The 21,344-nt window shown below is 57.6% G+C and carries 20 protein-coding genes; 14 read left to right on the plus strand and 6 right to left on the minus strand.

Features of this window, described 5'->3' with window-relative positions; all coding sequences use genetic code 11:
- The first annotated feature begins 1 nt into the window (after position 1).
- The 5 genes from V3W49_RS16145 to envZ all read left to right on the plus strand — a co-directional run bounded on the left by V3W49_RS16145 (position 2) and on the right by envZ (position 4,680).
- A complete protein-coding gene (locus V3W49_RS16145) occupies positions 2-778 on the plus strand; it encodes an L-fucose dehydrogenase (RefSeq protein WP_500146845.1) in 777 nt (258 codons plus the stop codon).
- Positions 775-1,095, plus strand: a complete 321-nt coding sequence (locus tag V3W49_RS16150; protein WP_500146846.1) for an L-rhamnose mutarotase — start codon at positions 775-777, stop codon at positions 1,093-1,095. Before V3W49_RS16145 ends, V3W49_RS16150 begins: the two co-directional genes overlap by 4 nt.
- A gap of 64 nt (positions 1,096-1,159) precedes the next feature.
- The gene (fucP, locus tag V3W49_RS16155; protein WP_500146848.1) at positions 1,160-2,395 is read left to right on the plus strand and encodes an L-fucose:H+ symporter permease; all 1,236 of its coding nucleotides are present in this window, start codon (positions 1,160-1,162) and stop codon (positions 2,393-2,395) included.
- 216 nt (positions 2,396-2,611) lie between these two features.
- Positions 2,612-3,331, plus strand: coding sequence for an osmolarity response regulator transcription factor OmpR (ompR, locus tag V3W49_RS16160; protein ID WP_500146849.1), 720 nt, complete (start codon positions 2,612-2,614; stop codon positions 3,329-3,331).
- Positions 3,328-4,680 carry a two-component system sensor histidine kinase EnvZ gene (envZ, locus tag V3W49_RS16165; RefSeq protein WP_500146851.1) on the plus strand — a complete coding sequence of 451 codons (1,353 nt, stop codon included), beginning with the start codon at positions 3,328-3,330 and terminating at the stop codon, positions 4,678-4,680. The genes ompR and envZ overlap by 4 nt, the downstream gene beginning before the upstream one ends.
- A 62-nt stretch (positions 4,681-4,742) precedes the next feature.
- On the opposite strand, the gene pckA is transcribed toward envZ, so the two are convergent.
- The 5 genes from pckA to V3W49_RS16190 all read right to left on the minus strand — a co-directional run bounded on the left by pckA (position 4,743) and on the right by V3W49_RS16190 (position 10,889).
- Positions 4,743-6,362 carry a phosphoenolpyruvate carboxykinase (ATP) gene (pckA, locus tag V3W49_RS16170; protein WP_500146852.1) on the minus strand — a complete coding sequence of 540 codons (1,620 nt, stop codon included), beginning with the start codon at positions 6,360-6,362 and terminating at the stop codon, positions 4,743-4,745.
- A gap of 342 nt (positions 6,363-6,704) precedes the next feature.
- The gene (gene hslO, locus V3W49_RS16175) at positions 6,705-7,583 is read right to left on the minus strand and encodes an Hsp33 family molecular chaperone HslO (protein ID WP_500146853.1); all 879 of its coding nucleotides are present in this window, start codon (positions 7,581-7,583) and stop codon (positions 6,705-6,707) included.
- 23 nt (positions 7,584-7,606) lie between these two features.
- The gene (gene hslR, locus V3W49_RS16180; protein ID WP_500146854.1) at positions 7,607-8,008 is read right to left on the minus strand and encodes a ribosome-associated heat shock protein Hsp15; all 402 of its coding nucleotides are present in this window, start codon (positions 8,006-8,008) and stop codon (positions 7,607-7,609) included.
- Positions 8,005-8,694, minus strand: coding sequence for a GMP/IMP nucleotidase (gene yrfG, locus V3W49_RS16185; RefSeq protein WP_500146856.1), 690 nt, complete (start codon positions 8,692-8,694; stop codon positions 8,005-8,007). Before yrfG ends, hslR begins: the two co-directional genes overlap by 4 nt.
- 56 nt (positions 8,695-8,750) lie before the next feature.
- Positions 8,751-10,889, minus strand: coding sequence for an intracellular growth attenuator family protein (locus V3W49_RS16190; protein ID WP_500146858.1), 2,139 nt, complete (start codon positions 10,887-10,889; stop codon positions 8,751-8,753).
- A gap of 327 nt (positions 10,890-11,216) precedes the next feature.
- Here V3W49_RS16190 and nudE point away from each other — a divergent pair, with 327 nt between their 5' ends.
- Positions 11,217-11,789 carry an ADP compounds hydrolase NudE gene (nudE, locus tag V3W49_RS16195; protein ID WP_500146860.1) on the plus strand — a complete coding sequence of 191 codons (573 nt, stop codon included), beginning with the start codon at positions 11,217-11,219 and terminating at the stop codon, positions 11,787-11,789.
- A 50-nt stretch (positions 11,790-11,839) separates the two neighbouring features.
- Here nudE and mrcA read toward each other — a convergent pair whose 3' ends face one another.
- Positions 11,840-14,392 (minus strand): peptidoglycan glycosyltransferase/peptidoglycan DD-transpeptidase MrcA, encoded by a 2,553-nt coding sequence (gene mrcA / locus V3W49_RS16200; RefSeq protein ID WP_500146861.1) that lies wholly within the window; start codon positions 14,390-14,392, stop codon positions 11,840-11,842.
- Positions 14,393-14,509: 117 nt separating this feature from the next.
- Between mrcA and V3W49_RS16205 the strand changes: the two genes are divergently transcribed.
- The 8 genes from V3W49_RS16205 to damX all read left to right on the plus strand — a co-directional run bounded on the left by V3W49_RS16205 (position 14,510) and on the right by damX (position 21,313).
- Positions 14,510-15,313, plus strand: a complete 804-nt coding sequence (locus tag V3W49_RS16205; RefSeq protein WP_500146862.1) for a type IV pilus biogenesis protein PilM — start codon at positions 14,510-14,512, stop codon at positions 15,311-15,313.
- Positions 15,310-15,855: a PilN domain-containing protein gene (locus V3W49_RS16210; protein WP_500146863.1), complete on the plus strand. Its 546-nt coding sequence runs from the start codon at positions 15,310-15,312 to the stop codon at positions 15,853-15,855. The genes V3W49_RS16205 and V3W49_RS16210 overlap by 4 nt, the downstream gene beginning before the upstream one ends.
- Positions 15,836-16,276 (plus strand): HofO family protein, encoded by a 441-nt coding sequence (locus tag V3W49_RS16215; RefSeq protein ID WP_500146865.1) that lies wholly within the window; start codon positions 15,836-15,838, stop codon positions 16,274-16,276. The genes V3W49_RS16210 and V3W49_RS16215 overlap by 20 nt, the downstream gene beginning before the upstream one ends.
- Positions 16,273-16,659 (plus strand): hypothetical protein, encoded by a 387-nt coding sequence (locus tag V3W49_RS16220; protein WP_500146867.1) that lies wholly within the window; start codon positions 16,273-16,275, stop codon positions 16,657-16,659. Before V3W49_RS16215 ends, V3W49_RS16220 begins: the two co-directional genes overlap by 4 nt.
- Positions 16,589-17,827 (plus strand): type IV pilus secretin PilQ, encoded by a 1,239-nt coding sequence (gene pilQ / locus V3W49_RS16225; RefSeq protein ID WP_500146868.1) that lies wholly within the window; start codon positions 16,589-16,591, stop codon positions 17,825-17,827. The genes V3W49_RS16220 and pilQ overlap by 71 nt, the downstream gene beginning before the upstream one ends.
- 359 nt (positions 17,828-18,186) lie before the next feature.
- Positions 18,187-18,708: a shikimate kinase AroK gene (gene aroK, locus V3W49_RS16230; protein WP_500146870.1), complete on the plus strand. Its 522-nt coding sequence runs from the start codon at positions 18,187-18,189 to the stop codon at positions 18,706-18,708.
- A 50-nt stretch (positions 18,709-18,758) separates the two neighbouring features.
- A complete protein-coding gene (gene aroB / locus V3W49_RS16235) occupies positions 18,759-19,847 on the plus strand; it encodes a 3-dehydroquinate synthase (RefSeq protein ID WP_500146872.1) in 1,089 nt (362 codons plus the stop codon).
- 128 nt (positions 19,848-19,975) lie between these two features.
- The gene (damX, locus tag V3W49_RS16240) at positions 19,976-21,313 is read left to right on the plus strand and encodes a cell division protein DamX (RefSeq protein ID WP_500146874.1); all 1,338 of its coding nucleotides are present in this window, start codon (positions 19,976-19,978) and stop codon (positions 21,311-21,313) included.
- The last annotated feature ends 31 nt before the right edge of the window (positions 21,314-21,344 follow it).

Raw genomic sequence — 21,344 nt, forward strand, 5'->3', positions numbered from 1 at the left:
TATGGATCTGTTTCTGCAGGATAAGGTCGTTATCGTTACCGGCGGCGGTTCCGGCATTGGCGGCGCGATTTCGCAACTGCTGGCGCAGGAGGGGGCGATCCCGGTTATTGTCAGTAATGTCGAACCGGACGCGCAATTTATGGCGCAGCTGACCCGGCATCAGCCCGACAGCCTGTTTATTCTGGCAGACCTGTGTCAGGAGGCTGCGTGCGACAGCGCCGTGACCCAAATCCTGACGCGCTTCGGGCGTATCGATGGGTTGGTGAATAACGCAGGCGTCAACGACGGCGTCGGGCTGGAGGCCGGGCGCACTGCTTTTATCGGCTCCCTGGAGAAGAACCTGGTGCACTACTACCAGATGGCTCATCTGTGCCAGTCGGCGTTGGAACAGGCCAGAGGCGCCATTGTGAATATCGCCTCTAAAACCGCCCTGAGCGGTCAGGGCGGCACCAGCGGTTACACCGCCGCCAAAGGGGCGATTCTGGCGCTGACCCGGGAGTGGGCGGTATCTCTGCGCCAGAGCGGGGTGCGGGTGAATGCCGTGGTACCGGCAGAGGTGATGACGCCGCAGTATCAGAGCTGGATCGAGACTTTTGACGATCCGCAGCGTCAGCTGGCGGCCATCAGTGCCCATATCCCCCTGGGGCAGCGCATGACCACGCCGGAGGAGATCGCCAGCACCGTAGTGTTCCTGTTGTCGGCACGTGCATCGCACACCACCGGTCAGTGGCTGTCGGTGGATGGCGGCTATCTGCATCTCGACAGGTCGCTGACGTGAGCGGGGAACGCAGGCGCTACGGCCAGGCGCTCGATCTGGTGGACTCCCCGGAACTTATCGCGGAGTACGAAGCGTACCACCGGCAAATCTGGCCAGAGGTGGCGGCGCATCTGCGTGAGCAGGGGGTCGCACAGATGGAGATTTATCGGCTGGGTACCCGGCTGTTCATGATGATGGAGGTGGATGAGGACTTTGATGAACGGCGTTTTGCGCAGCAGAGCCTGAATCACCAGGTGCCGACTCCCTGGACCCCGGAAGGGGAAAAGTGGACGGCGATGACGAAGATATTTTCGTTGCAGGATCAATCCCCCGAGTAACGGCAGGCTGCCGTTCGGGCGTGTCGGGGCAATACCACTCTGTACGTCTTGTGAGGATATAATCATGCTGGTAAACGAGAAAACGTCGGCCGCAGGCGCGCCGACGCGTGCGACCACCGGTATGCGCTGGGCCTTTATGCTGGTCACCAGCCTGTTTTTTATGTGGGGGCTCTCCTACGGCCTGCTGGATGTTCTGAACAAACACTTCCAGGAGACGCTGCACGTCACTAAGGCCCAGTCCGGGCTGCTCCAGGCCGCTTACTTTGGCGCTTACTTCCTGGTGGCGCTGCCGGCGGGTTACTTTATGGACAGACGCGGCTATAAGGCCGGTATTCTGGCGGGGCTTTGCCTGTATGCCCTGGGCGCGCTGCTGTTTGTACCTGCCGCCTCCGTAGGTCACTTCGGGATGTTCCTGTTCGCGCTCTTTGTTATCGCCAGCGGTCTGGGTTGCCTGGAAACCGCCGCCAACCCCTATGCCACGGTACTGGGCGATCCCTCCGGGGCCGAACGGCGCCTGAACCTGGCGCAATCCTTTAACGGTCTGGGACAGTTTATTGGCCCGGTGATCGGCGGCTCGCTGTTTTTTTCCGGCATCCAGAGCTCCGGGGATGAGCAGGGAGCAGTAAAACTGACTTACGTCGGGATTGCTGTGGTGGTACTGGGAATTGCGCTGCTGTTCCGGCGAACCTCGCTTCCGGATATCCGCGATGAGCGTGAGGCGCGTGACAGCACGGGTGGGCTGTGGTCGCATCGCCATTTTGTCGGTGGCGTGGCGGCGCAGTTCTTCTATGTGGCGGCCCAGGTGGGCGTGGGAGCTTTCTTTATCAACTATGCCACCGAGCACTGGCAGGGGGTTACCAGCCGTCAGGCCTCTTATCTGCTGTCGGTGGCGATGATTAGTTTTATGGTCGGGCGCTTTTTCAGTACCTGGCTGATGGGACGAATTAAGCCCGCCACGCTGCTGGCAACCTATGCCCTGGTGAATATGGTGCTGTGTGGCGTGGTGATGATGGGCATTGACGGCGGCGTTTCGGTAGTGGCGCTGATCGCCGTGTTCTTTTTTATGTCCACCATGTTTCCCACCATTTTCGCACTGGGGGTGAAAAACATGGGCAGCCATACCCGTCGCGCCAGTTCATTTATGGTGATGGCGATTGTAGGCGGGGCAGTGATGCCCTGGTGTATGGGGGCGATTGCCGACAGCACCACCACCGCGCTCTCTTACGGGCTGCCGCTGCTCTGTTTCGCCGTGGTGCTTATCTATGGTCTAAGCCAGCGAGGCCACAGCGTAGCAGGGTAATATGAAGGCTGTATGTGCGGGCGGGGGAAACCCCGCCCGTTTTTTTAACTACAATTTTTATGAGGTCACGCCAGAAATAGCGATGGATCGGTAGCATAACCTGCTGTTAAATATGCTTTGTAACAATTTTGCCTGAAATATATACCAGTTTTAACTGGTGGTAGGCGCCTGCTTTTTTAGAATACTCTGCTACAGAGAGCCTTTGGGAGTTGAACAATGCAAGAGAATTATAAGATTCTGGTTGTGGATGACGATATGCGTTTGCGGGCACTGCTGGAGCGCTATCTGACCGAGCAGGGCTTCCAGGTTCGCAGTGTGGCTAACGCCGAGCAGATGGATCGTCTGCTGACCCGTGAATCATTCCACCTGATGGTGCTGGATCTGATGCTGCCCGGCGAGGACGGCCTTTCTATCTGCCGGCGTCTGCGTAGCCAGAGCAACCCGATGCCGATCATTATGGTCACCGCCAAGGGTGAAGAGGTTGACCGCATTGTGGGGCTGGAGATCGGTGCCGATGACTATATCCCCAAACCTTTTAATCCCCGCGAGCTGCTGGCCCGTATTCGTGCCGTACTGCGCCGTCAGGCCAATGAGCTGCCGGGCGCGCCTTCTCAGGAAGAAGCGGTTATCTCCTTTGGCAAGTTCCGCCTTAATCTGGGGACTCGCGAAATGTTCCGCGAAGATGAGCCGATGCCGCTGACCAGTGGTGAATTCGCAGTACTGAAAGCGCTGGTCAGCCATCCACGCGAGCCGCTGTCCCGCGACAAGCTGATGAACCTGGCCCGCGGTCGCGAATACAGTGCGATGGAACGCTCCATCGATGTCCAGATCTCCCGCCTGCGCCGCATGGTGGAAGAAGATCCCGCTCACCCACGCTATATCCAGACCGTATGGGGACTGGGCTACGTCTTTGTACCGGACGGCTCTAAAGCATGAGGCGACTGCGCTTCTCGCCACGAAGTTCATTCGCCCGTACCCTACTTTTGATCGTCACCCTGCTGTTTGTCAGCCTGGTGACGACCTATCTGGTGGTGCTGAACTTCGCCATCCTTCCCAGTTTGCAGCAGTTTAATAAGGTTCTCGCTTACGAAGTGCGTATGCTGATGACCGATAAGCTGCAACTGGAGGATGGGACTCAACTGGTGGTGCCGCCGGCTTTTCGGCGTGAGATTTACCGGGAACTGGGGATCTCGCTCTACTCTAATGAGGCGGCCGAGGAAGCGGGACTGCGCTGGGCGCAGCACTATGAGTTTCTGAGTCATCAGATGGCGCAGCAGCTGGGTGGCCCCACCGAGGTGCGGGTCGAGGTCAATAAAAGCTCGCCGGTGGTGTGGCTCAAGACATGGCTGTCGCCCAATATCTGGGTGCGGGTACCGCTGACCGAGATTCATCAGGGCGATTTTTCGCCGCTGTTCCGCTATACCCTGGCGATTATGCTGCTGGCGATTGGCGGCGCATGGCTATTTATTCGTATTCAGAACCGGCCGCTGGTGGAGCTGGAGCACGCCGCTATGCAGGTGGGGCGGGGAATTATTCCGCCGCCGCTACGGGAATACGGCGCCTCTGAGGTGCGCTCCGTCACCCGGGCCTTTAACCATATGGCTGCCGGGGTCAAACAGCTGGCGGACGATCGAACCCTGTTGATGGCCGGGGTCAGTCACGACCTGCGAACGCCCCTGACCCGAATTCGTCTGGCGACAGAGATGATGGGCGAGCAGGATGGCTATCTGGCGGAATCGATCAATAAAGATATCGAAGAGTGCAACGCCATCATCGAGCAGTTCATCGACTTTCTGCGCACCGGGCAGGAGGTATCGCTGGAAGACGCCGATCTGAACGCGGTGCTGGGCGAAGTGGTCGCCTCTGAGAGCGGCTATGAGCGCGAGATTGAAACCGCGCTGAAGCCCGGTGAGATCCCACTGCATATCCATCCGCTGTCGATTAAGCGCGCGGCGGTCAATATGGTGGTGAACGCCGCCCGCTACGGTAACGGCTGGATTCGGGTTTCCAGCGGCACCGAGCTGAATCGCGCCTGGTTCCAGGTGGAGGATGACGGGCCGGGCATAAAGCCGGAACAGCTTAATCAGTTGCTACAGCCGTTCGTGCGCGGCGACAGCGCGCGCAGTACCAGCGGCACCGGGCTGGGGCTGGCCATCGTTCAGCGTATTGTCAACAACCATAACGGTACTCTGGATATTGGTACCAGCGAACGCGGCGGGCTGCGCATTCGCGCCTGGTTGCCGATGCCGTTGACAAACAGCCACCCGTATCCGAAAGGGGAATAATAATCCCGTCTATAAAAAAACGGTCGCCCGGGCGACCGTTTTTTTTACCCTGAAGCAGTGAATTACAGCTGCGGGCCGGCGCTAACCAGTTCGGCGCCTGCGGGGGTATCGGTGTATTTATCGAAGTTATTGATAAACAGCTGCGCCAGCTGGGTGGCTTTTTCCTGCCAGGCTTCCTGAGAGCTCCAGGTGTTGCGCGGATCGAGGATCTCCGGATTCACGCCCGGCAGAGCCATAGGGACGCCTAAATTGAACAGCGGCAGGGTGAAGGTTTCGGCATCGTCCAGAGAGCCATTAAGGATGGCGTCGATGATGGCGCGGGTATCCTTGATGGAGATGCGCTTGCCGGTTCCGTTCCAGCCGGTATTCACCAGATAAGCCTGGGCGCCCGCCGCCTGCATTCGTTTGACCAGCACTTCAGAATACTGGGTCGGGTGCAGGGTCAGGAAGGCGGCGCCGAAGCAAGCGGAGAAGGTTGGGGTCGGTTCGTTAACGCCGCGCTCGGTTCCGGCCAGCTTGGCGGTGAAGCCGGACAGGAAGTGATACTGGGTCTGGCTGGCGGTCAGACGCGAAACTGGAGGCAGTACGCCGAAGGCATCGGCAGTCAGGAAGATAACTTTGGTGGCGTGGCCCGCTTTCGATACCGGCTTAACGATATTGTCGATATGGTAGATAGGGTAGGAAACGCGGGTATTTTCGGTTTTTGAGGCGTCGTCGAAATCGATGGAACCATCGTCGCGCACGGCCACGTTTTCCAGCAGAGCGTCGCGGCGGATCGCGTGGTAGATATCCGGCTCGGCCTCTTCCGACAGGCGGATGGTCTTGGCGTAGCAGCCGCCTTCGAAGTTAAAGACGCCATCGTCATCCCAGCCGTGCTCGTCATCGCCGATCAGACGGCGGTTGGGATCGGTGGACAGAGTAGTTTTTCCTGTGCCGGAAAGGCCGAAGAAGACCGCCACATCGCCCTTTTCGCCCACGTTGGCGGAACAGTGCATCGAAGCGATGCCGCGCAGCGGCAGCAGGTAGTTCATGATGGCGAACATCCCTTTCTTCATTTCGCCGCCGTACCAGGTGCCGCCGATCAGCTGCATGCGTTCGGTCAGGTTAAAGGCGACGAAGTTTTCCGAGTTCAGCCCCTGTTCCTGCCACTGCGGGTTGGTGCATTTCGCCCCGTTCATCACGATAAAGTCCGGCGTAAAGCCCGCCAGCTCTTCGTCGCCTGGGCGAATAAACATGTTTTTCACGAAGTGAGCCTGCCAGGCAACTTCGGTAATAAAGCGCACGGAAAGCCGGGTATCGGGGTTGGCGCCGCAGTAAGCGTCCACCACAAACAGTCGTTTGCCGGAAAGCTCGTTGGTGACCAGCCCTTTCAGGTGCTGCCAGGTTTCCTGGGTGAGCGGCTTATTATCGTTTTTGCTTTTGGCGTTATCGTTCCACCACAGGGTGTCACGGGTGGTGTCGTCGCGGACGATATATTTATCTTTCGGAGAACGACCGGTAAAGATACCGGTATCGACAGCGACGGCGCCAAGGTTGGTCAGAGTTCCACGCTCATAACCCTCCAGGCTCGGGTCGAGCTCTTCTTGATAGAGGGTATCGTAATCGGGGTTATGGACGATCTCGGTCACATCAACAATACCGTATTGAGCGAGATCCTTTGGGGTTATGCCATTAGCGCCCATTTCACTACTCCTTAGCTAACTTATACTGCCTGAGATTGTAGGGGTGTTTCGAGGTTGTTAACCGCGACCGGAATCATAGATTTGTGAATCTGCACAAACCAGCGCCGGGGAAAACGCTGTGAGGCCCGTCACAGTCCGCCCGAGAGTATGCCAGCATTTTACGCGGTGTCGGTGAAAATATTCTGAATATGTTAAAAAAATGTGCAGTTTTGGGGCGGTTTGTGAGTGTAAACGCTTTCTCAGGAAAATGTATGAAACGTAGCCTGATATCAGGGAATGGTTATGGGAGTTAACGGGTTGACCCCCTCTCCCTGGAGGAAGAGGGGGGAATTCGCAGGAAGCTTAGTGCAGCTGATGTCCGGCATCGGGAGCGTTCGCACGCAGATCGGCTATCTGCTCCGGCGTAAAGATGTAATGGCTGCCGCAGTAGTCGCAGTGAATATCTATCTCGCCATCCTCTTCAATGATGCCGTTAAGCTCATCGGCTGGCAGGGTTTTTAGCGCGTCTGCGCAGCGCTCGCGCGAGCAGGTGCACTTAAAGGACACCGGCTGCGGATCGTAAAGCTCTACCTCTTCCTCATGATACAGGCGCCACAGCACCTCCTGGGCTGGCAGGGTCAGCAGTTCGTCGACGCGAAGAGTTTCGGTCAGCGTCGCCAGGTGATGGAAATCGTCATCCTGGGATTCCTGGGCTGGCAGCACCTGTAACAGCATACCGCCGGCGGCCGGTTTGCCTTCGGCCTCGCCGGTGAAGATAAACAGACGAGTCCGCAACTGTTCTGAACGCTGGAAGTAGTCTTCCAGACAGGCCGCCAGGGTATCGCCTTCCAGACCGACCACGCCCTGATAGCGCTCGCCCTCGCTCGGAGTGATGGTAATCACCAGATAGCCGTTGCCGACCAGCGTTTTCAGGGTGGCGTTCTCCGGGATTTCGCCCTGAACTCGCGCTACGCCGCGCATCTGCTGCTGGTTATTGCCGTTGATCACCGCCAGGTTCATCGGGCCGTCGCCCTGCAGCTGAACGGTGATATCGCCGGTGAACTTCAGCGTGGCGGTCAGCAGACTGGTCGCCACCAGCAGTTCGCCAAGAATGTTCTTCACCGGCTGGGGATAGTCGTGGTTTTCCAGGATCTGCTGCCAGGTTTCAGAAACCGTCACCAGCTCGCCGCGTACGGCATAGTTCTGGAACAGATAGCGGTGTAATTGGTCGTGTTGGGACATAACTTCTCTCTCCGGGGCGAGGCTCAGTCGGCATCGCCATATTTAAATTTCATCAGGTCGCGGCGCTCTTTTTTATCCGGACGGCGATCCGGATGCGGCATCGACAGGGCATTCATTTTGCGCGCCAGTGCCATTTTCTCTCGCTTGCTGAGACTTTCCTGCGTCTCTTCATAGAGCAGTGCTGCAACGCTCGCCGGGCCGCGTTGGCTGCTGATGCCTTTGATCAACACTTCGCGTTCATCATTGCCCTGGCGCAGCGTCAGCCGCGCGTTCAGTTCTACGATCTTTCCGGGTTTACTGCGTTGCCCGTTATAGTGCACTTTCCCGCCTTCAATCATTTCGCGGGCGAGGGCGCGGGTTTTGTAAAAACGGGCCGCCCAGAGCCATTTATCGAGGCGAACCTCGTCTGTCTGCTTCTCTTTCATGACGACTCCGATTGCTGTGGAATCAGGTGGCGGTAGTCATTCAGCGCCGGGTGGCGGGCGTAACGCTTTTCCGCCATGCCGGAATCTGGATTGCCAACGCCCAGACAGAAACGAATACCAAAACGGGCGGCGGCGTCCAGGATAGGTTCGCTATCGTCGATAAACAGCGTCCTCTGCGCATCAAGGTCGGTATGTTCAACAACGGCCTGCCAGAGCCGGCGATCCTCTTTCGGATATCCAAATGTGTGGGTGGAAAGTAATAAATCAAGGTGCTGATCCAGCCCGGTATGGCGTAACTTTACCGCCAGGTTGTGAGGATGCGCATTGGTCAGCAGGATCCGGCGCTTCCCCTGGGCCTGCAGCCAGTTCAGGAACGGAACGGTATCATCGCGTAGCGCGGCGTTCGGCCCCATTTCACTGGTCATACCGCGAATATCCAGGTTCAGTCGCTCGCTCCAGTAATCCAGACAGTACCAGTTTAGCGTATGTTGCACGGCCTGATATTCCTGGTCTATCAGCATTCTGGCCTGCGGCAGCGAGATGCCGCGAGTCTGGCTCAGGGTTTCAGGCACCAGCGTCAGCCAGAAGTGGCGATCGAAGGCCAGATCCAGCAGAGTGCCGTCCATATCGAGCAGGATCGTATCGATCTCCTGCCAGGGGAGCGAAATAGTGATAACGGGCTCCATTCAGCAAGCGAAAAAGGATAGGCGACAGGTTAGCATAACCCGTCGCCAGGTGGGATTCAGAAGCGCGGTTGGATATCCGGGCCTGGCAGCAGCACCGGGTTGAAGCAGTTCTCGTAATACTGCTGGATAGACTGCAGGCGATGGCGGTTGCGACGATAGCGGCGTACGGCAAGCCAGCTGTTGGCTATCAGACTGATAATCAGGGATAGCAGCAGCAGGGTGGTACCGACAAAACGCCACTGGCCCAGGCTATCCGGAATGCTATGCAGCGAGATATGGCGAGTACCGTTAGCATCGGTACGAATACCGGTGACAATCCCTTCCGCGCTAAATCTGGTGTGCATCAGCATATTGGCAAGCCGCCGGAACTCCGGCCATTGATCGCGAGCCGGATAGTCATAAAGCCCCATGGGGGGGAAGGGCTGATCCACCAGGTCAGTACCTTCATCGCTGATAATGATAAAGCCCCCCGGCGCAGGGCTATTGAGCGACTGAGCGGCGCGGGCGGTTTCACGCATAAAGAACGGCGCGGTGGAGGTGGTAACCAGATTATCCAGCGATTCTGCGCTGACCGGGCGCAGCAATACATTAACGCCATTCAGCTTACCGGCGTCTGCGCGCCGGGTCAGGGTGGCCCAGTCACGGGTGTTCCCCAGGTTAACCAGCGCGTTCTTCAGGCGGGTACATTCATCGGAGCCGGTGCAAAGCGCCTGGGTTTTCAGCACGATATCGGCGAAATCATCCAGTAATACCATGCCTGATTTTTGAATAGCAGAAGCCAGCTGTGGGTTCACTTTACTGTCTTCCCGGGTTTCCGGATGCAACTGGCTGCGTACCGCGTCGCTCAGGGCTGTCGCTTTCTCGACGATCGGGGAGTCGGGAACCGGCAGAGGACGGGCGTTGTTCCAGACGATCCGTGAACAGTCGAACGGCATAAACGGCGAGCTCTGGCGTGATGGATAGGCGCCTGGGGTGTGGATATTGCACATGCCGGAACCCTTAACGCGTAGCGTATCGCCAACTCTGATGTGAGCCTCTTCCAACGCTTCGATGCTGGTGGCTTCAACGGTTTGAGCGCCTTTCAGCCAGGAGACGGTTAGCTTCATCGGCATTTCCAGCGGCACCCAGATGGTCAGCATCACCAGCACCAGCAGAGAACCGCCGGCGATGGTCAGGTTACGTTTCCAGTGCTGCAGAGGGAAGTTCTTCACTTCATCATGCAGCGACAGAAAGCGTCCCTGGCGTACTACATGGCGATCAAGATAGATATCGATATCGGTTTTTTGACCCAGATCCTGGGCAATCCACGGCTGCCAGTGGGGAGGGTAAATCAGGTCGATAATCCCCAGTGAGATATTATTGATATGATCCCGGTCGGCTTCGCCGAACAGTCCCCAGCGCTTTGGCGTGCCGCGAAGACAGTGAATTTCGCGCAGGGTGTTTTTGGCCGGGCGGGCGAATAGCCCCCACATACCGGCGCCCAGTAGCAGCAGCGCACCGCCCAGCAGCCAGGGAATCACAACGCCAGGCGTTACCAGGCACAGGAACATCAGCAGCAGCGAAGCGACGATCAGAAAGGCTTCGCGCATGCCGTCCGGACGGCTCAGTGAATACTCTTCCGGGCTCTCCTGGCGGATGTTGAGTAGTTCGATTTGCTCGCTCTCTTCGCCGCGAATGGAGGCCTGGCGGTTAGGAGAAGGCGCGGTGGGGAAGGCGTCGGCTTCCTGTTGATACTCCAGCATGCTGTGGCCGTTAAGGGCGATAACCAGCGGCAGTGAATCCGTGCGAATTAGCTCCACGCTGTTGTCGTCAGTAATATACTGCTCCCAGAACGGAGGCAGATGGACTTCAACCGCGTCGAGGTAATAACGCCACTTGTTAGGATCGTCGGTGGACAAGCCATAGCGGGTAATGGAGCGCGTCAGGCACAGCACTTCGTCGCTCAGGGTATTAAGCGCCAGCGTCGCCGCGGTGGCGCTGGCCCCGGTAGGGGGGATCTCCTGGCGCGACTGGGATAACGATGCCAGATAGTGCTCAATCGCCGAGCGCTCGTCGCCCGTCAGCTTGCGGGTAGTGGCACCGGTAAAGGCGTGCAGTTCCCTGCGCAACTGAAAGCGCGAACTACGCCAGAACCACCACCCGGCTACTGCCAGACAGGCCAGCATGGCAGCGATGAAAAAAGATACAGTGCTCATGCTTTTTCCGTCAAACCGTCAATATTCTTCTCTAAGCGCAGCAAACAGCGACCCTTCCAGCGCGTTGGCAAACAGATAATCATTGGCAGGTATGACGTGTGACATGAATTATTTTTCAGGCATACCAGCGGTAGGACAATGGTAACAGAGCCGCTTCGACGGATACATCGGCAAATTCTCATTTCATGAACAATAACTTGACAGGGGAGTACAATACGTGATTGGTGATATGAAAGTTTCAGAAATGTAAATAAGAGGCAATTGACATTGCCGAAACCGTGCGCTGTGTCGCACAATGCCCGAAATGTACCAGCTAAAGCGGTCGAGATGAGTAATCTGCAAAAACCGAAAATTCAACATGTCGAAACGGTCGCCCGTTCCCGACTGTTTACTATTGAAGCAGTAGATCTGACTTTCAGCAATGGTGAACGTCGTGTTTATGAGCGTATGCGTCCTGGCGATCGCGAAGCGGTGATGATTGCGCCGCTTCATAATGACCACCTGCTGCTGATTCGCGAGTATACCGTGGGTACCGAAAGCTACGAGTTGGGTTTCCCCAAAGGGCTGATGGATCCCGGCGAAACGGTAGAACAGTCGGCGAACCGGGAACTGAAAGAGGAAGTGGGCTTCGGCGCACGCGAATTGACTTTCCTGAAGCAGGTCGGGATGGCGCCTTCTTATTTTTCCAGCAAAATGAATATTCTGGTCGCCGAATCGCTCTATCCGGAAAAGCTGGAAGGCGATGAGCCGGAGCCGCTGCCGGTGGTGCGCTGGCCTGTTGCCAGAATGATGGAACTGCTCAACGAGCCGGATTTCAGTGAGGCCCGAAATATCAGCGCTCTGTTTCTGCTGCGGGAGTGGTTGATAGCCCAGGGGCGTCTACCGCCTGTGGTTTCCTGACTTTTGTCCCGCTCCATAAAAAAACGCCCGTAACGGGCGTTTTTTGTTAATCAGAACAACTCCTGGGCTTCGCCATTATCGATAATGGTGGTGCCGACGTCCCGCACTGCCTGGTGCGTGGGTTGAGTGCCTTCAATGAAGAACTCATCGCGGCTGTTTCCGCCGTTAGAAAGCTGCCCGGTCGCCCGATCGATCTTAATGGTGACTATGCCTGGCGGCGGCGTTAGCGGCTCTTCAGGCACGCCTTTTAGAATGACCTTCATAAAGGCATCCCAGGCGGGCTGTGCGGTTTTGGCGCCGCCCTCGTAGCCGGAAACCTGATCCTTAATAGCGCCGGAAGCGGTGGTACGTCCCAAATTGCGACGATGATCGTCAAAACCGATCCACACCGACGTCACCACGCCCGGGCCATAGCCAGAAAACCAGGCGTCTTTCGAGCTGTTGGTGGTTCCGGTTTTGCCGCCGATATCGTGGCGTTTCAGATCGCGGGCCGCACGCCAGCCAGTACCCATCCAGCCCGGTTCGCCGTAGATATTGGTATTAAGCGCGCTCTTAATCAGGAAGGCGAGCGGTGTATTGATGACGTGAGGCGCGTATTCCGGCGCAGTGGTACGGGAAACCAGATCCTGATTCGCCTGCTCAAGCTGCGGCTGGGGAACGCTCATATTGCGCTGCTGTTGAGAGGTCGCCACATTTTCCACATCCTGATTTTCCATCACGGTGGATTTTTGGGTATCGCCATAGATAACCGGAAGATTGCATTCCGGGCAGGCGATTTTCGGTTTGGCTTCAAACAGCGTCTCACCCTGAGCGTTGACGATGCGGGTGATGAAGTAAGGATCGACCAGGAAGCCACCATTGGCCATAACCGCGTAGCCGCGGGCCACCTGGAGCGGCGTGAAAGAGGCAGATCCCAGGGCCAGTGATTCAGTACGCACGATATTCTGTGCCGGGAAGCCGAAGCGCTGCAGATACTCGGCGGCATAGTCTACGCCCATAGCGCGCATGGCGCGTACCATCACCACGTTTTTCGACTGACCCAGCCCCTGACGCAGACGAATCGGGCCGGCGTACTGAGGCGGCGAGTTTTTTGGACGCCAGTCGGTACCGGAACCGGCATCCCAGCGGGAAATCGGTACGTCGTTAATGATACTGGCCAGAGTAAAGCCCTTATCCATCGCCGCGGTATACAGGAATGGTTTGATGTTCGAGCCGACCTGGCGCAGAGCCTGAGTGGCGCGGTTAAACATACTCTGGTTGAAGTCGAAACCACCGACCAGCGCCCGTACCGCACCATCTTTTGGATTCAGGGAGACGATGGAGGAATTCACTTCCGGCACCTGCGCCAGCCACCAGCCATCATCAACCTTACGTACCCAAATTTGCTGCCCGGCCTGGACGACATCGGTGACTTTGCGCGGCGTCGGCCCCTGCTGGGTGTCGGAACGCCACGGGCGGGCCCAGCGCATACCGTCCATCTTCAGGGAAACGGTGCTACCGTCGGTGATTTGCGCAATGGCTTCCGTCGGCGAACTGGAGGTCACCACGGCTGGCACCAGCGGCCCATAAGTCGGCAGCTTCTTCAGTGCGCTGGTGATTTGTTCCTGGGACCAGGGCATTTCGCCCTTCTTCCATAGCTGATTCGACGGGCCGCGATAACCGTGGCGCATATCATAAGCGATGACGTTATCGCGCAGCGCTTTCTCGGCCGCCTGCTGAACGTGGCGGTTAATGGTGGTGTAGATCCGGTAACCGTCAGTGTAGGCATTTTCACCATAGCGCTTCACCATCTCCTGGCGCACCATTTCGGTCAGCCAGGGGGCGGAAAAGGCGATTTTCGGCGCATGATAATTCGCGTGGATCGGCTCGCTGCTTGCCTGAGCATATTGCTGGGCGGTGATATAACCTTCGTGCTCCATACGCGACAACACCACGTTACGGCGGGCGGTGGCGCGCTCCAGCGAATAGAGCGGGTTGAAGGTGGAAGGCGCCTTCGGAAGACCGGCAATCATGGCCATTTCGCTCAGCGTCAGCTGATCCACCGATTTACCAAAATAGACCTGTGCGGCGGCACCCACGCCATAGGCCCGATAGCCGAGGTAAATCTTATTCAGGTAAAGCTCAAGGATCTCATCCTTATTCAGCAACTGTTCGATGCGGATCGCCAGGAACGCCTCTTTGATCTTACGGATCAGGGTGCGTTCCGGGCTCAGGAAGAAGTTACGGGCCAGCTGTTGAGTAATGGTACTGGCGCCCTGAGAAGCGTGTCCGGAGAACATTGCGACGCTACCGGCACGGAAGATACCGATGGGATCCACGCCATGGTGTTCAAAGAAGCGGCTGTCTTCAGTTGCGATAAACGCCTTCACCATCTGGGGGGGGATCTGGTTTAACTCCAGGGGGATACGACGCTTTTCGCCGTACTGCGCCATCAGCTCGCCATCGGCGCTATAGACCTGCATGGGGATCTGGAGCCGCACCTCTTTGAGCGTGGCCACATCCGGCAATTGAGGCTCAACATACTTATATAAACCATATATCGAGCCCGCTCCCAGCAGGATGCAACACACTGCAAGGATGAATAAATACTTTACGAACTTCACTCGGAATTTCCCATTTCGTTTGGACCGGGCAGTTTATAAACAAACGCGCGGTAGTATAAAGGCAAGCCAGGCGCTTTGATATGCCATTTTCAAAACAGACATCAGGGAGGTGTAGTTATGGCGTTCGGTAACTGGCGGATTGGACTGGATATTCAGAAAGATGCCCTAAGGGCAGTGGCGATCTCGCAGCGACGTGGAATATGGCGTTTGCAGCGCTGGTGGCGGCTGCCCTGTGACGGCGATGATGAAGAAAAAAGGATTAGTGCCGCGCTTAACGGCTGGTACCGACAACTACCATTAGGCTATTACCTGTGTGTGGGTTTTCCGACCCGGCGCACGTTGCAGCGAGAGATTCCGTCGCCCCCACCTGGATTGAGCGAACTGCAGTGCGCACACTATGTGGCCAGCGCGACCGGGCGTCAACTCCAGATGCCCGAACAGACGCTGTGCCTGGATTTTTGCTCTGTTTTCGCAGAGTCGCGCTTTGCGGTTACGGCAGCCCGCGCCAGTGAAGTGGGTAGGCTGGCCGCCATGATACGCCAGGCCCGCCTGCGGCTGACGGCGATCGCGCCGGAAGCCTGTGCGCTATTCAGTTTCCTTCCTTTTATTAGCCATCATGACGATAGCGATATGGCGGACTGCTGCCTGGTTTACCGGACAGCTGCGGAGTGGCTGTGGGTCTGTCAGGATCGTTGGGGCTCGATTCCCTGTCATGAGGCACCTGATTGCGCAACGCTGTGCCAGCGCCTGGCGACGACGCCCCGGCGCCTGGTTTGCTGTTCACCCGGTGCGCTAACAGGCGATGGCGTTCGCGATTTTAATCCCTGGCTTGCGCTTTCCCGCCTTCAGCCGCCGCTGCCGGAAGAAGGAGACGGCTATGCGATTGCGTTGGGCCTGGCGCTGGCGAGATTGCCGCAATGAGGCTGGTTAATCTTCTCCCCTGGCGACGTACGCTGGCACAGCGGAGGCTGCGTTTCTGGTCGGCCGTGATACTGGCAACCCTGGCGGCGGTGCTGACCGTTCATGGCTATCGCATGGCGATTGGCGCTCTGGATTCCCGGCGTCAGGCGCAACTGGCTGAAAGCGACGGCGTGCGGAGGGAATGGGTGGCACAGGCGCTGGAACAGGCCAGCCTGCGTCAACGCCAGCGTGAAGCAATACAGCAGGAAAATCAGCGCCGCCAGGCCAGATATTTTCAGATTCTGGCCTGGCGTGATGCCATTTTAGCGCTGGCAGAGATGCTGCCAGACGAAACCTGGCTTACCCGACTGGAAGGGGATGAAAACCAATGGCGTATTTCCGGTCTGGCGCGCACCCCTGACGCGCTAAACGCGCTGGAGCGGGCGTTTGGGCAACATTCTGGTTTTCGCCAGGCCCAGCTTCAGACGCTGGCGCGCAAATCAGAGGGGGAATGGCATTTTAACTGGCGGTTTGGGTTGCGTCATGATGCGACCTTACCTTGATGGCTGGCTATTGGGGTCGCGCAGACGGCGCGCGATCTGTGGCCTGGTATGGGGAATGGCCATGGTCGTGCTGGCAGCACTACCGTCTGGTTATTCGCAACCGCAGCTGGAGGGCGAACAAGGCCGAGGGCTACAACAGCGCGTCCGGCTACGTCAGCTGTGGCTTCAGGAACAGAATCAGATAGTGTCGGAGCTTCCGCCTGGCCGGGGATTTTCAGCCCTGAAGCTGGCACAGGAGGGCGGCGGACAGGTCGTTTTATGGCAGGCGGATGACGGAAAACTGGCGCTTTCCGTTAACTGGTCGTCGCTGCCGCGGCTGCTTGAACGGCTGGCTGAAAGCGACGTCGCGCTGCGGGCGTTTCTGCTGGAGCCGGCTGCTTCGGCGCTTAACCTGACGCTACAGCTGGAGACGGAAAAATGAGGTACTGGCCATCGATGATCCCGGTGGCGCTTATCGTATCCGCCCTGGGGGAGGTTCGCGATCCCTTTCAGGCGCTGCCGGATCCGTGCGCCGCGCCGTTTCACGCCTGGCGATTGCACGCTACGGTACAGAGTCGCGGTGGAAACGCCGTGGCGATCGTCGCCGTACCTTCGGGGTGGCTCCGCCTGCATAGCGGCGACTTTCCGTGGCCAGGATGGCAGGTAACAGAAATCGCGGAACGCCGGGTTTATCTTCAATCACAGGCGCATTGCCCAACCGTCATGCTGGAAAGTGCGCCGCAAGGAGAACGCAATGACAGGAAGGATCCTGATTCTCTTCGGATATCTGTGGGGCGCTCTGGTATCGGCGGCAGCGCCCGATGAAGTTTCGCTCAGCGTTGATGAGGCGCCAGTGGTTCAGGTACTACAGGCGCTGGCGGAAAGTCAGCAGGTTAGTCTGGTTATTGCTCCGGGCGTTGAGGGGAAGCTCTCTCTGCACCTGATGGCGCTTCCCTGGAAGCAGGCATTCGGCGCAGTGACACGTGCTGCCGGGCTGGTCTGGGATCGTAAGGGCAATCTGGTCAGCGTCTGGCCCGCCGGGCGGCGTGGGCAGCAGGAGGATGCCCAGGCGGCCGCCCGCAGGAAGCAACTGAACAGGCAACCGCTGTCGCGGGAGGTTTTTCCCCTGAGCCACGCCAGCGCGGTCGAGCTGGCCGGGGCGCTCAGGGAAGCCAGGGAGCATGTGTTAAGCGCCCGCGGCTCGATTACCGTGGATGCCCGCACTAACCGGCTGTTGGTGGATGATACCCGGGCGGCGCTGCTGCGAATTCGCCCATGGATAACAGAGATGGATCGCCCGATGGGACAGGTCGAGCTGATCGCACATATTGTTTCCATGACCCAAAGCAGCCTGCGGGAGCTGGGAATCAAGTGGTCGCGGGCGGCCAACGCCGGAGGCCGAAACGCGTTTTCGGCCGATTTTTCTGCGGCTTCCGCCAGTACGCATATTGGTTTTAGCGTCGGGCGAATTAACGGTCGTTTGCTGGAGACTGAGCTGTCGGCGCTGGAACAGAAACGGCAACTGGCGTTTATCGCCAGCCCCCGTCTGCTGGCGGCTCACCAACAGCCCGCCAGCATCAAACAGGGCAGTGAAATTCCCTACCAGGTTGCCGGTACCGCGAATAACGCCGGGCGCATTGAGTTCCGGGAAGCGGTATTGGGTATGGAGGTCACACCCACGATCTTGCCCTATAATCGGGTACGTCTGAAGCTGCGTATCAGCCAGAACATGCCCGGCCAGAAGCTAAAGCAGGGCGATGGAGAGATGCTCATCATCGATAAACAGGAAATTGAGACTCAGATAGAGCTCAGGGAAGGCGAAACTATCGCGCTGGGCGGTATTTTTCAGCAACGCCGTCAGACCGATCAAGACAGCGTGCCGCTGTTAAGCGCCATTCCGTTGCTGGGACATCTGTTCAGCAGCGATGGGCGCCACAAAGAGCGGCGCGAGCTGGTGGTGTTTATCACCCCGCATCTGAGTAAAGAGGGATAACTGATTGAGATAAAGAGTCGGTAGGGCGTTATTCATCCGTACACGGATAGCGCGATATGCTATTTTTACGGCGGATGTGCTTCAGGAATTTGACGGCGGCAGGGAATTATCATACAAGGTGTACCGATTCCGGGACTGGTAGCCCGGCGCGTTCCACGCACCGGTAGCAACGATGGCGTCTGCGGCGGTTTTCGCGCCCTGACGCTGATTTATTCGGTTGCCAAACTACCTTGAGTGTTGAGATAATTTTCAGTCTGATTCTCGAACTCACACAATGAGGTTTCAGTTCATGTCTCGCCCCCAGGGTACGAATGGGGTGGGTTTATCATCAACGAATTGTCTTACGTAGTACCGAAAAAATGGCAGAGAAACGCAATATCTTTCTGGTTGGGCCTATGGGTGCCGGCAAAAGCACTATTGGGCGCCAGTTAGCTCAGCAGCTCAATATGGAATTCTACGATTCTGATCAAGAGATTGAGAAACGAACCGGAGCGGATGTGGGATGGGTCTTCGACGTCGAAGGCGAAGAAGGTTTCCGCCATCGTGAAGAAAAAATCATCAATGAACTCACAGAGAAGCAGGGTATCGTGCTGGCTACGGGCGGAGGCTCTGTCAAATCCCGCGAAACCCGCAATCGTCTCTCTGCGCGCGGCGTAGTCGTCTATCTGGAGACGACTATTGAGAAACAGCTGGCGCGCACCCAGCGTGATAAAAAGCGCCCGCTGCTGCAGGTCGATGCGCCACCGCGCGAGGTTCTGGAAAATTTAGCCGGTGAACGCAATCCGCTGTATGAAGAGATTGCCGATGTGACGATCCGTACTGACGATCAAAGTGCTAAAGTTGTTGCCAACCAGATTATTCATATGTTGGAAAACAGCTAATTCTGTTTAGATAACAGACTCGTCCGTCAGCAAAAAAGGTACTGAGTGTCATGGAGAGGTTGACCGTTACCCTGGGGGAGCGTAGCTACCCTATCACCATCGCATCCGGATTGTTCAACTCAGCGGATGCATTCTGGCCCCTGGCTTCCGGCGATTGGGTTATGTTGGTTACCAACGAGACCCTGGCGCCTCTCTACCTTGAACCTGTACGCGCCGTGCTGGAACAGGCGGGCGTAAAGGTTGACCAGATTATTTTGCCGGATGGCGAACAGTACAAAAGCCTGGCTTCGCTGGAAGCGGTGTTTACCGCACTGCTGCAAAAACCTCACGGGCGCGATACCACGCTGGTTGCCCTGGGGGGGGGCGTGATTGGTGACCTTACCGGCTTCGCCGCCGCCTGCTATCAGCGCGGCGTTCGTTTTATCCAGGTTCCTACCACTTTGCTGGCGCAGGTGGACTCTTCGGTCGGGGGTAAAACGGCGGTAAACCATCCGTTGGGTAAGAATATGATTGGCGCCTTCTGGCAGCCAGCCTCAGTAATTATCGATCTCAACTGTCTGAAAACGCTGCCTGCTCGTGAACTGGCCTCTGGCCTGGCGGAAGTGATCAAATACGGCATTATTCTCGATGCCGGATTCTTTACGTGGCTTGAACAAAATCTGGACGCGTTACTGGCGCATGATGAGGCGGCGATGTCCTGGTGTATCCGCCGTTGTTGTGAGCTGAAAGCCGAAGTTGTGGCGGCCGACGAGCGGGAAAGCGGCTTACGTGCTTTACTGAATCTGGGCCATACCTTCGGTCATGCCATTGAAGCGGAAATGGGTTATGGCAACTGGCTGCATGGAGAAGCCGTGGCCGCGGGTATGGTGATGGCGGCACGTACCGCGCAGCGACTGGGGCAGTTCTCTGAAGCTGATACCCGGCGTATTATTGATTTGCTGGTGCGTGCGGGGTTGCCGGTGGAAGGCCCGGCGCAGATGTCGCCGCAAAGTTATCTTCCCCATATGCTGCGTGATAAAAAAGTACTGGGCGGTGAACTGCGCCTGGTATTGCCGCGGGTTATAGGGAAAAGTGAAGTTCGCGCGGGCGTGGCGCACGATTTAGTGCTGGAGGCTATTGCCGACTGCCTGCCAGCGTGAACGATAAGACTGAGAAAGAGATGCCTGGAACAATACCGGGCGAACAGGTAGCCGCCCGTGGGCGGCTCTGTAGTTGATGCGCTAACAGTGCTTTTTATCAGGCGTTGGCCTGTGAGTGGGGGTGTTAAATGGATGAGTTTAAACCGGAAGACGAGCTGAAACCCGATCCCAGTGACCGACGTTCTGGTCGCCAGCGTAATGGTGCCAGCTATGAGCGTGATAATGAGCCCAGTATCAACGTCGATGACGTGGATATTGATGAGGATGATGTCCGTCCCGGCCGTCGCCGCGATGAGGCGGCGGATGAGGCTGAACCGCAACGCGAAGTGTCCCGTTCTACAGCTGATGACGACGAAGAGCGTCGCCCGCGCCGCCGTAAAGCCGCTCCGGCCCGTAAACCTGCGTCACGCCAGCATATTATGATGGGCGTGGGTATTCTGGTGCTGCTGCTGGTGATTATCGGTATTGGTTCTGCATTGAAGAGTCCCTCTTCCGACGATAGCAGTACGGCAGGCAACGGCGGCGAGAAAAATATTGACCTTTCTGCTGGCGGTGCCGATAACGGCAATCAGCAGCCGGAAAATAGCGGTATGGCGCCTTCGGGCAGCGATGTTCAGAACGGCAACCCGCAGGATATTGCTCTGCCGCCGGTGTCCCAGACGCCGACCCAGTCTCAACCCCAGACCGCACAGCAGGGCCAGCAGCGCGTAGAGGTTCAGGGCGATCTGAACAGCGCGCTGACCGGCGAACGGGGCCAGCAGAATCAGCAGCAGATGGATGCTGCCGCGAGTGCCGGTTCTTCAACGCTGCCGACGCAGCCCGCCACCGTAGCGCCGATGGGGAATGGCCATCGTGGAACGACAAACGGCTCGCCGCGTCAGAGCGCTTCTCAGCAGTCCTCGCATCACAGCGAGCCGCGTCATGAGCGCAAGAAAACGGTCATTGAGCAGCCGCAGCATAAGGCCGCGCAGCAGCATGCCAGTGCACCGAAGAGCGTGACCTCTGGCGCGAAGACGACCAGTGAGCCTGCGAAAGCGCCTGTGGCGAAGCCCGCACAGAAGGCCGCGGCTACGGCCAGCAATAAGTCTGAGACGACGCAGAAAGCAGCGACCGCCAGCCAGCCTCAGCAGGCTGTGACGCCGACCGCATCTGCGGCGACTACCAGCAAGGTGTTGAGCGGCAACGGCGGTGCGTTGCTGTCGGCGCCGTCTGGTCATTACACATTGCAGTTGAGCAGTTCTTCGAACTACAACAACCTGAACGCCTGGGCGAAGAAAGAGAATCTGCAGGACTATGTGGTTTACCAGACGATTCGCAACGGTAAGCCCTGGTACGTGCTGGTCAAAGGTGTTTATGCTTCTAAGGATGCGGCGAAAGGCGCTGTGTCTTCGCTGCCTGCAGGCGTACAGGCCAGAAATCCGTGGACTAAACCTGTTGCTCAGGTGCAGTCCGATCTTAAGCAATGATCGAAGCGCAGTATGCTGTCGGAGCCTCTCC

The sequence above is a fragment of the Rosenbergiella sp. YN46 genome (assembly GCF_036620675.1).
In the GTDB taxonomy this organism is placed as follows: domain Bacteria; phylum Pseudomonadota; class Gammaproteobacteria; order Enterobacterales; family Enterobacteriaceae; genus Jejubacter.

Excerpts from the sequence above, each read along its gene's own strand:
- V3W49_RS16205 (WP_500146862.1), top strand. The coding sequence starts at position 14,510 with ATGGCGTTCGGTAACTGGCGGATTGGACTGGATATTCAGAAAGATGCC.
- ompR (WP_500146849.1), top strand. The coding sequence starts at position 2,612 with ATGCAAGAGAATTATAAGATTCTGGTTGTGGATGACGATATGCGTTTG.
- aroB (WP_500146872.1), top strand. The coding sequence starts at position 18,759 with ATGGAGAGGTTGACCGTTACCCTGGGGGAGCGTAGCTACCCTATCACC.
- V3W49_RS16215 (WP_500146865.1), top strand. The coding sequence starts at position 15,836 with ATGATGCGACCTTACCTTGATGGCTGGCTATTGGGGTCGCGCAGACGG.
- V3W49_RS16190 (WP_500146858.1), bottom strand. The coding sequence starts at position 10,889 with ATGAGCACTGTATCTTTTTTCATCGCTGCCATGCTGGCCTGTCTGGCA.
- damX (WP_500146874.1), top strand. The coding sequence starts at position 19,976 with ATGGATGAGTTTAAACCGGAAGACGAGCTGAAACCCGATCCCAGTGAC.
- V3W49_RS16210 (WP_500146863.1), top strand. The coding sequence starts at position 15,310 with ATGAGGCTGGTTAATCTTCTCCCCTGGCGACGTACGCTGGCACAGCGG.
- pckA (WP_500146852.1), bottom strand. The coding sequence starts at position 6,362 with ATGGGCGCTAATGGCATAACCCCAAAGGATCTCGCTCAATACGGTATT.
- hslR (WP_500146854.1), bottom strand. The coding sequence starts at position 8,008 with ATGAAAGAGAAGCAGACAGACGAGGTTCGCCTCGATAAATGGCTCTGG.
- V3W49_RS16220 (WP_500146867.1), top strand. The coding sequence starts at position 16,273 with ATGAGGTACTGGCCATCGATGATCCCGGTGGCGCTTATCGTATCCGCC.
- yrfG (WP_500146856.1), bottom strand. The coding sequence starts at position 8,694 with ATGGAGCCCGTTATCACTATTTCGCTCCCCTGGCAGGAGATCGATACG.
- envZ (WP_500146851.1), top strand. The coding sequence starts at position 3,328 with ATGAGGCGACTGCGCTTCTCGCCACGAAGTTCATTCGCCCGTACCCTA.
- nudE (WP_500146860.1), top strand. The coding sequence starts at position 11,217 with ATGAGTAATCTGCAAAAACCGAAAATTCAACATGTCGAAACGGTCGCC.
- fucP (WP_500146848.1), top strand. The coding sequence starts at position 1,160 with ATGCTGGTAAACGAGAAAACGTCGGCCGCAGGCGCGCCGACGCGTGCG.
- hslO (WP_500146853.1), bottom strand. The coding sequence starts at position 7,583 with ATGTCCCAACACGACCAATTACACCGCTATCTGTTCCAGAACTATGCC.
- pilQ (WP_500146868.1), top strand. The coding sequence starts at position 16,589 with ATGACAGGAAGGATCCTGATTCTCTTCGGATATCTGTGGGGCGCTCTG.
- V3W49_RS16145 (WP_500146845.1), top strand. The coding sequence starts at position 2 with ATGGATCTGTTTCTGCAGGATAAGGTCGTTATCGTTACCGGCGGCGGT.
- aroK (WP_500146870.1), top strand. The coding sequence starts at position 18,187 with ATGGCAGAGAAACGCAATATCTTTCTGGTTGGGCCTATGGGTGCCGGC.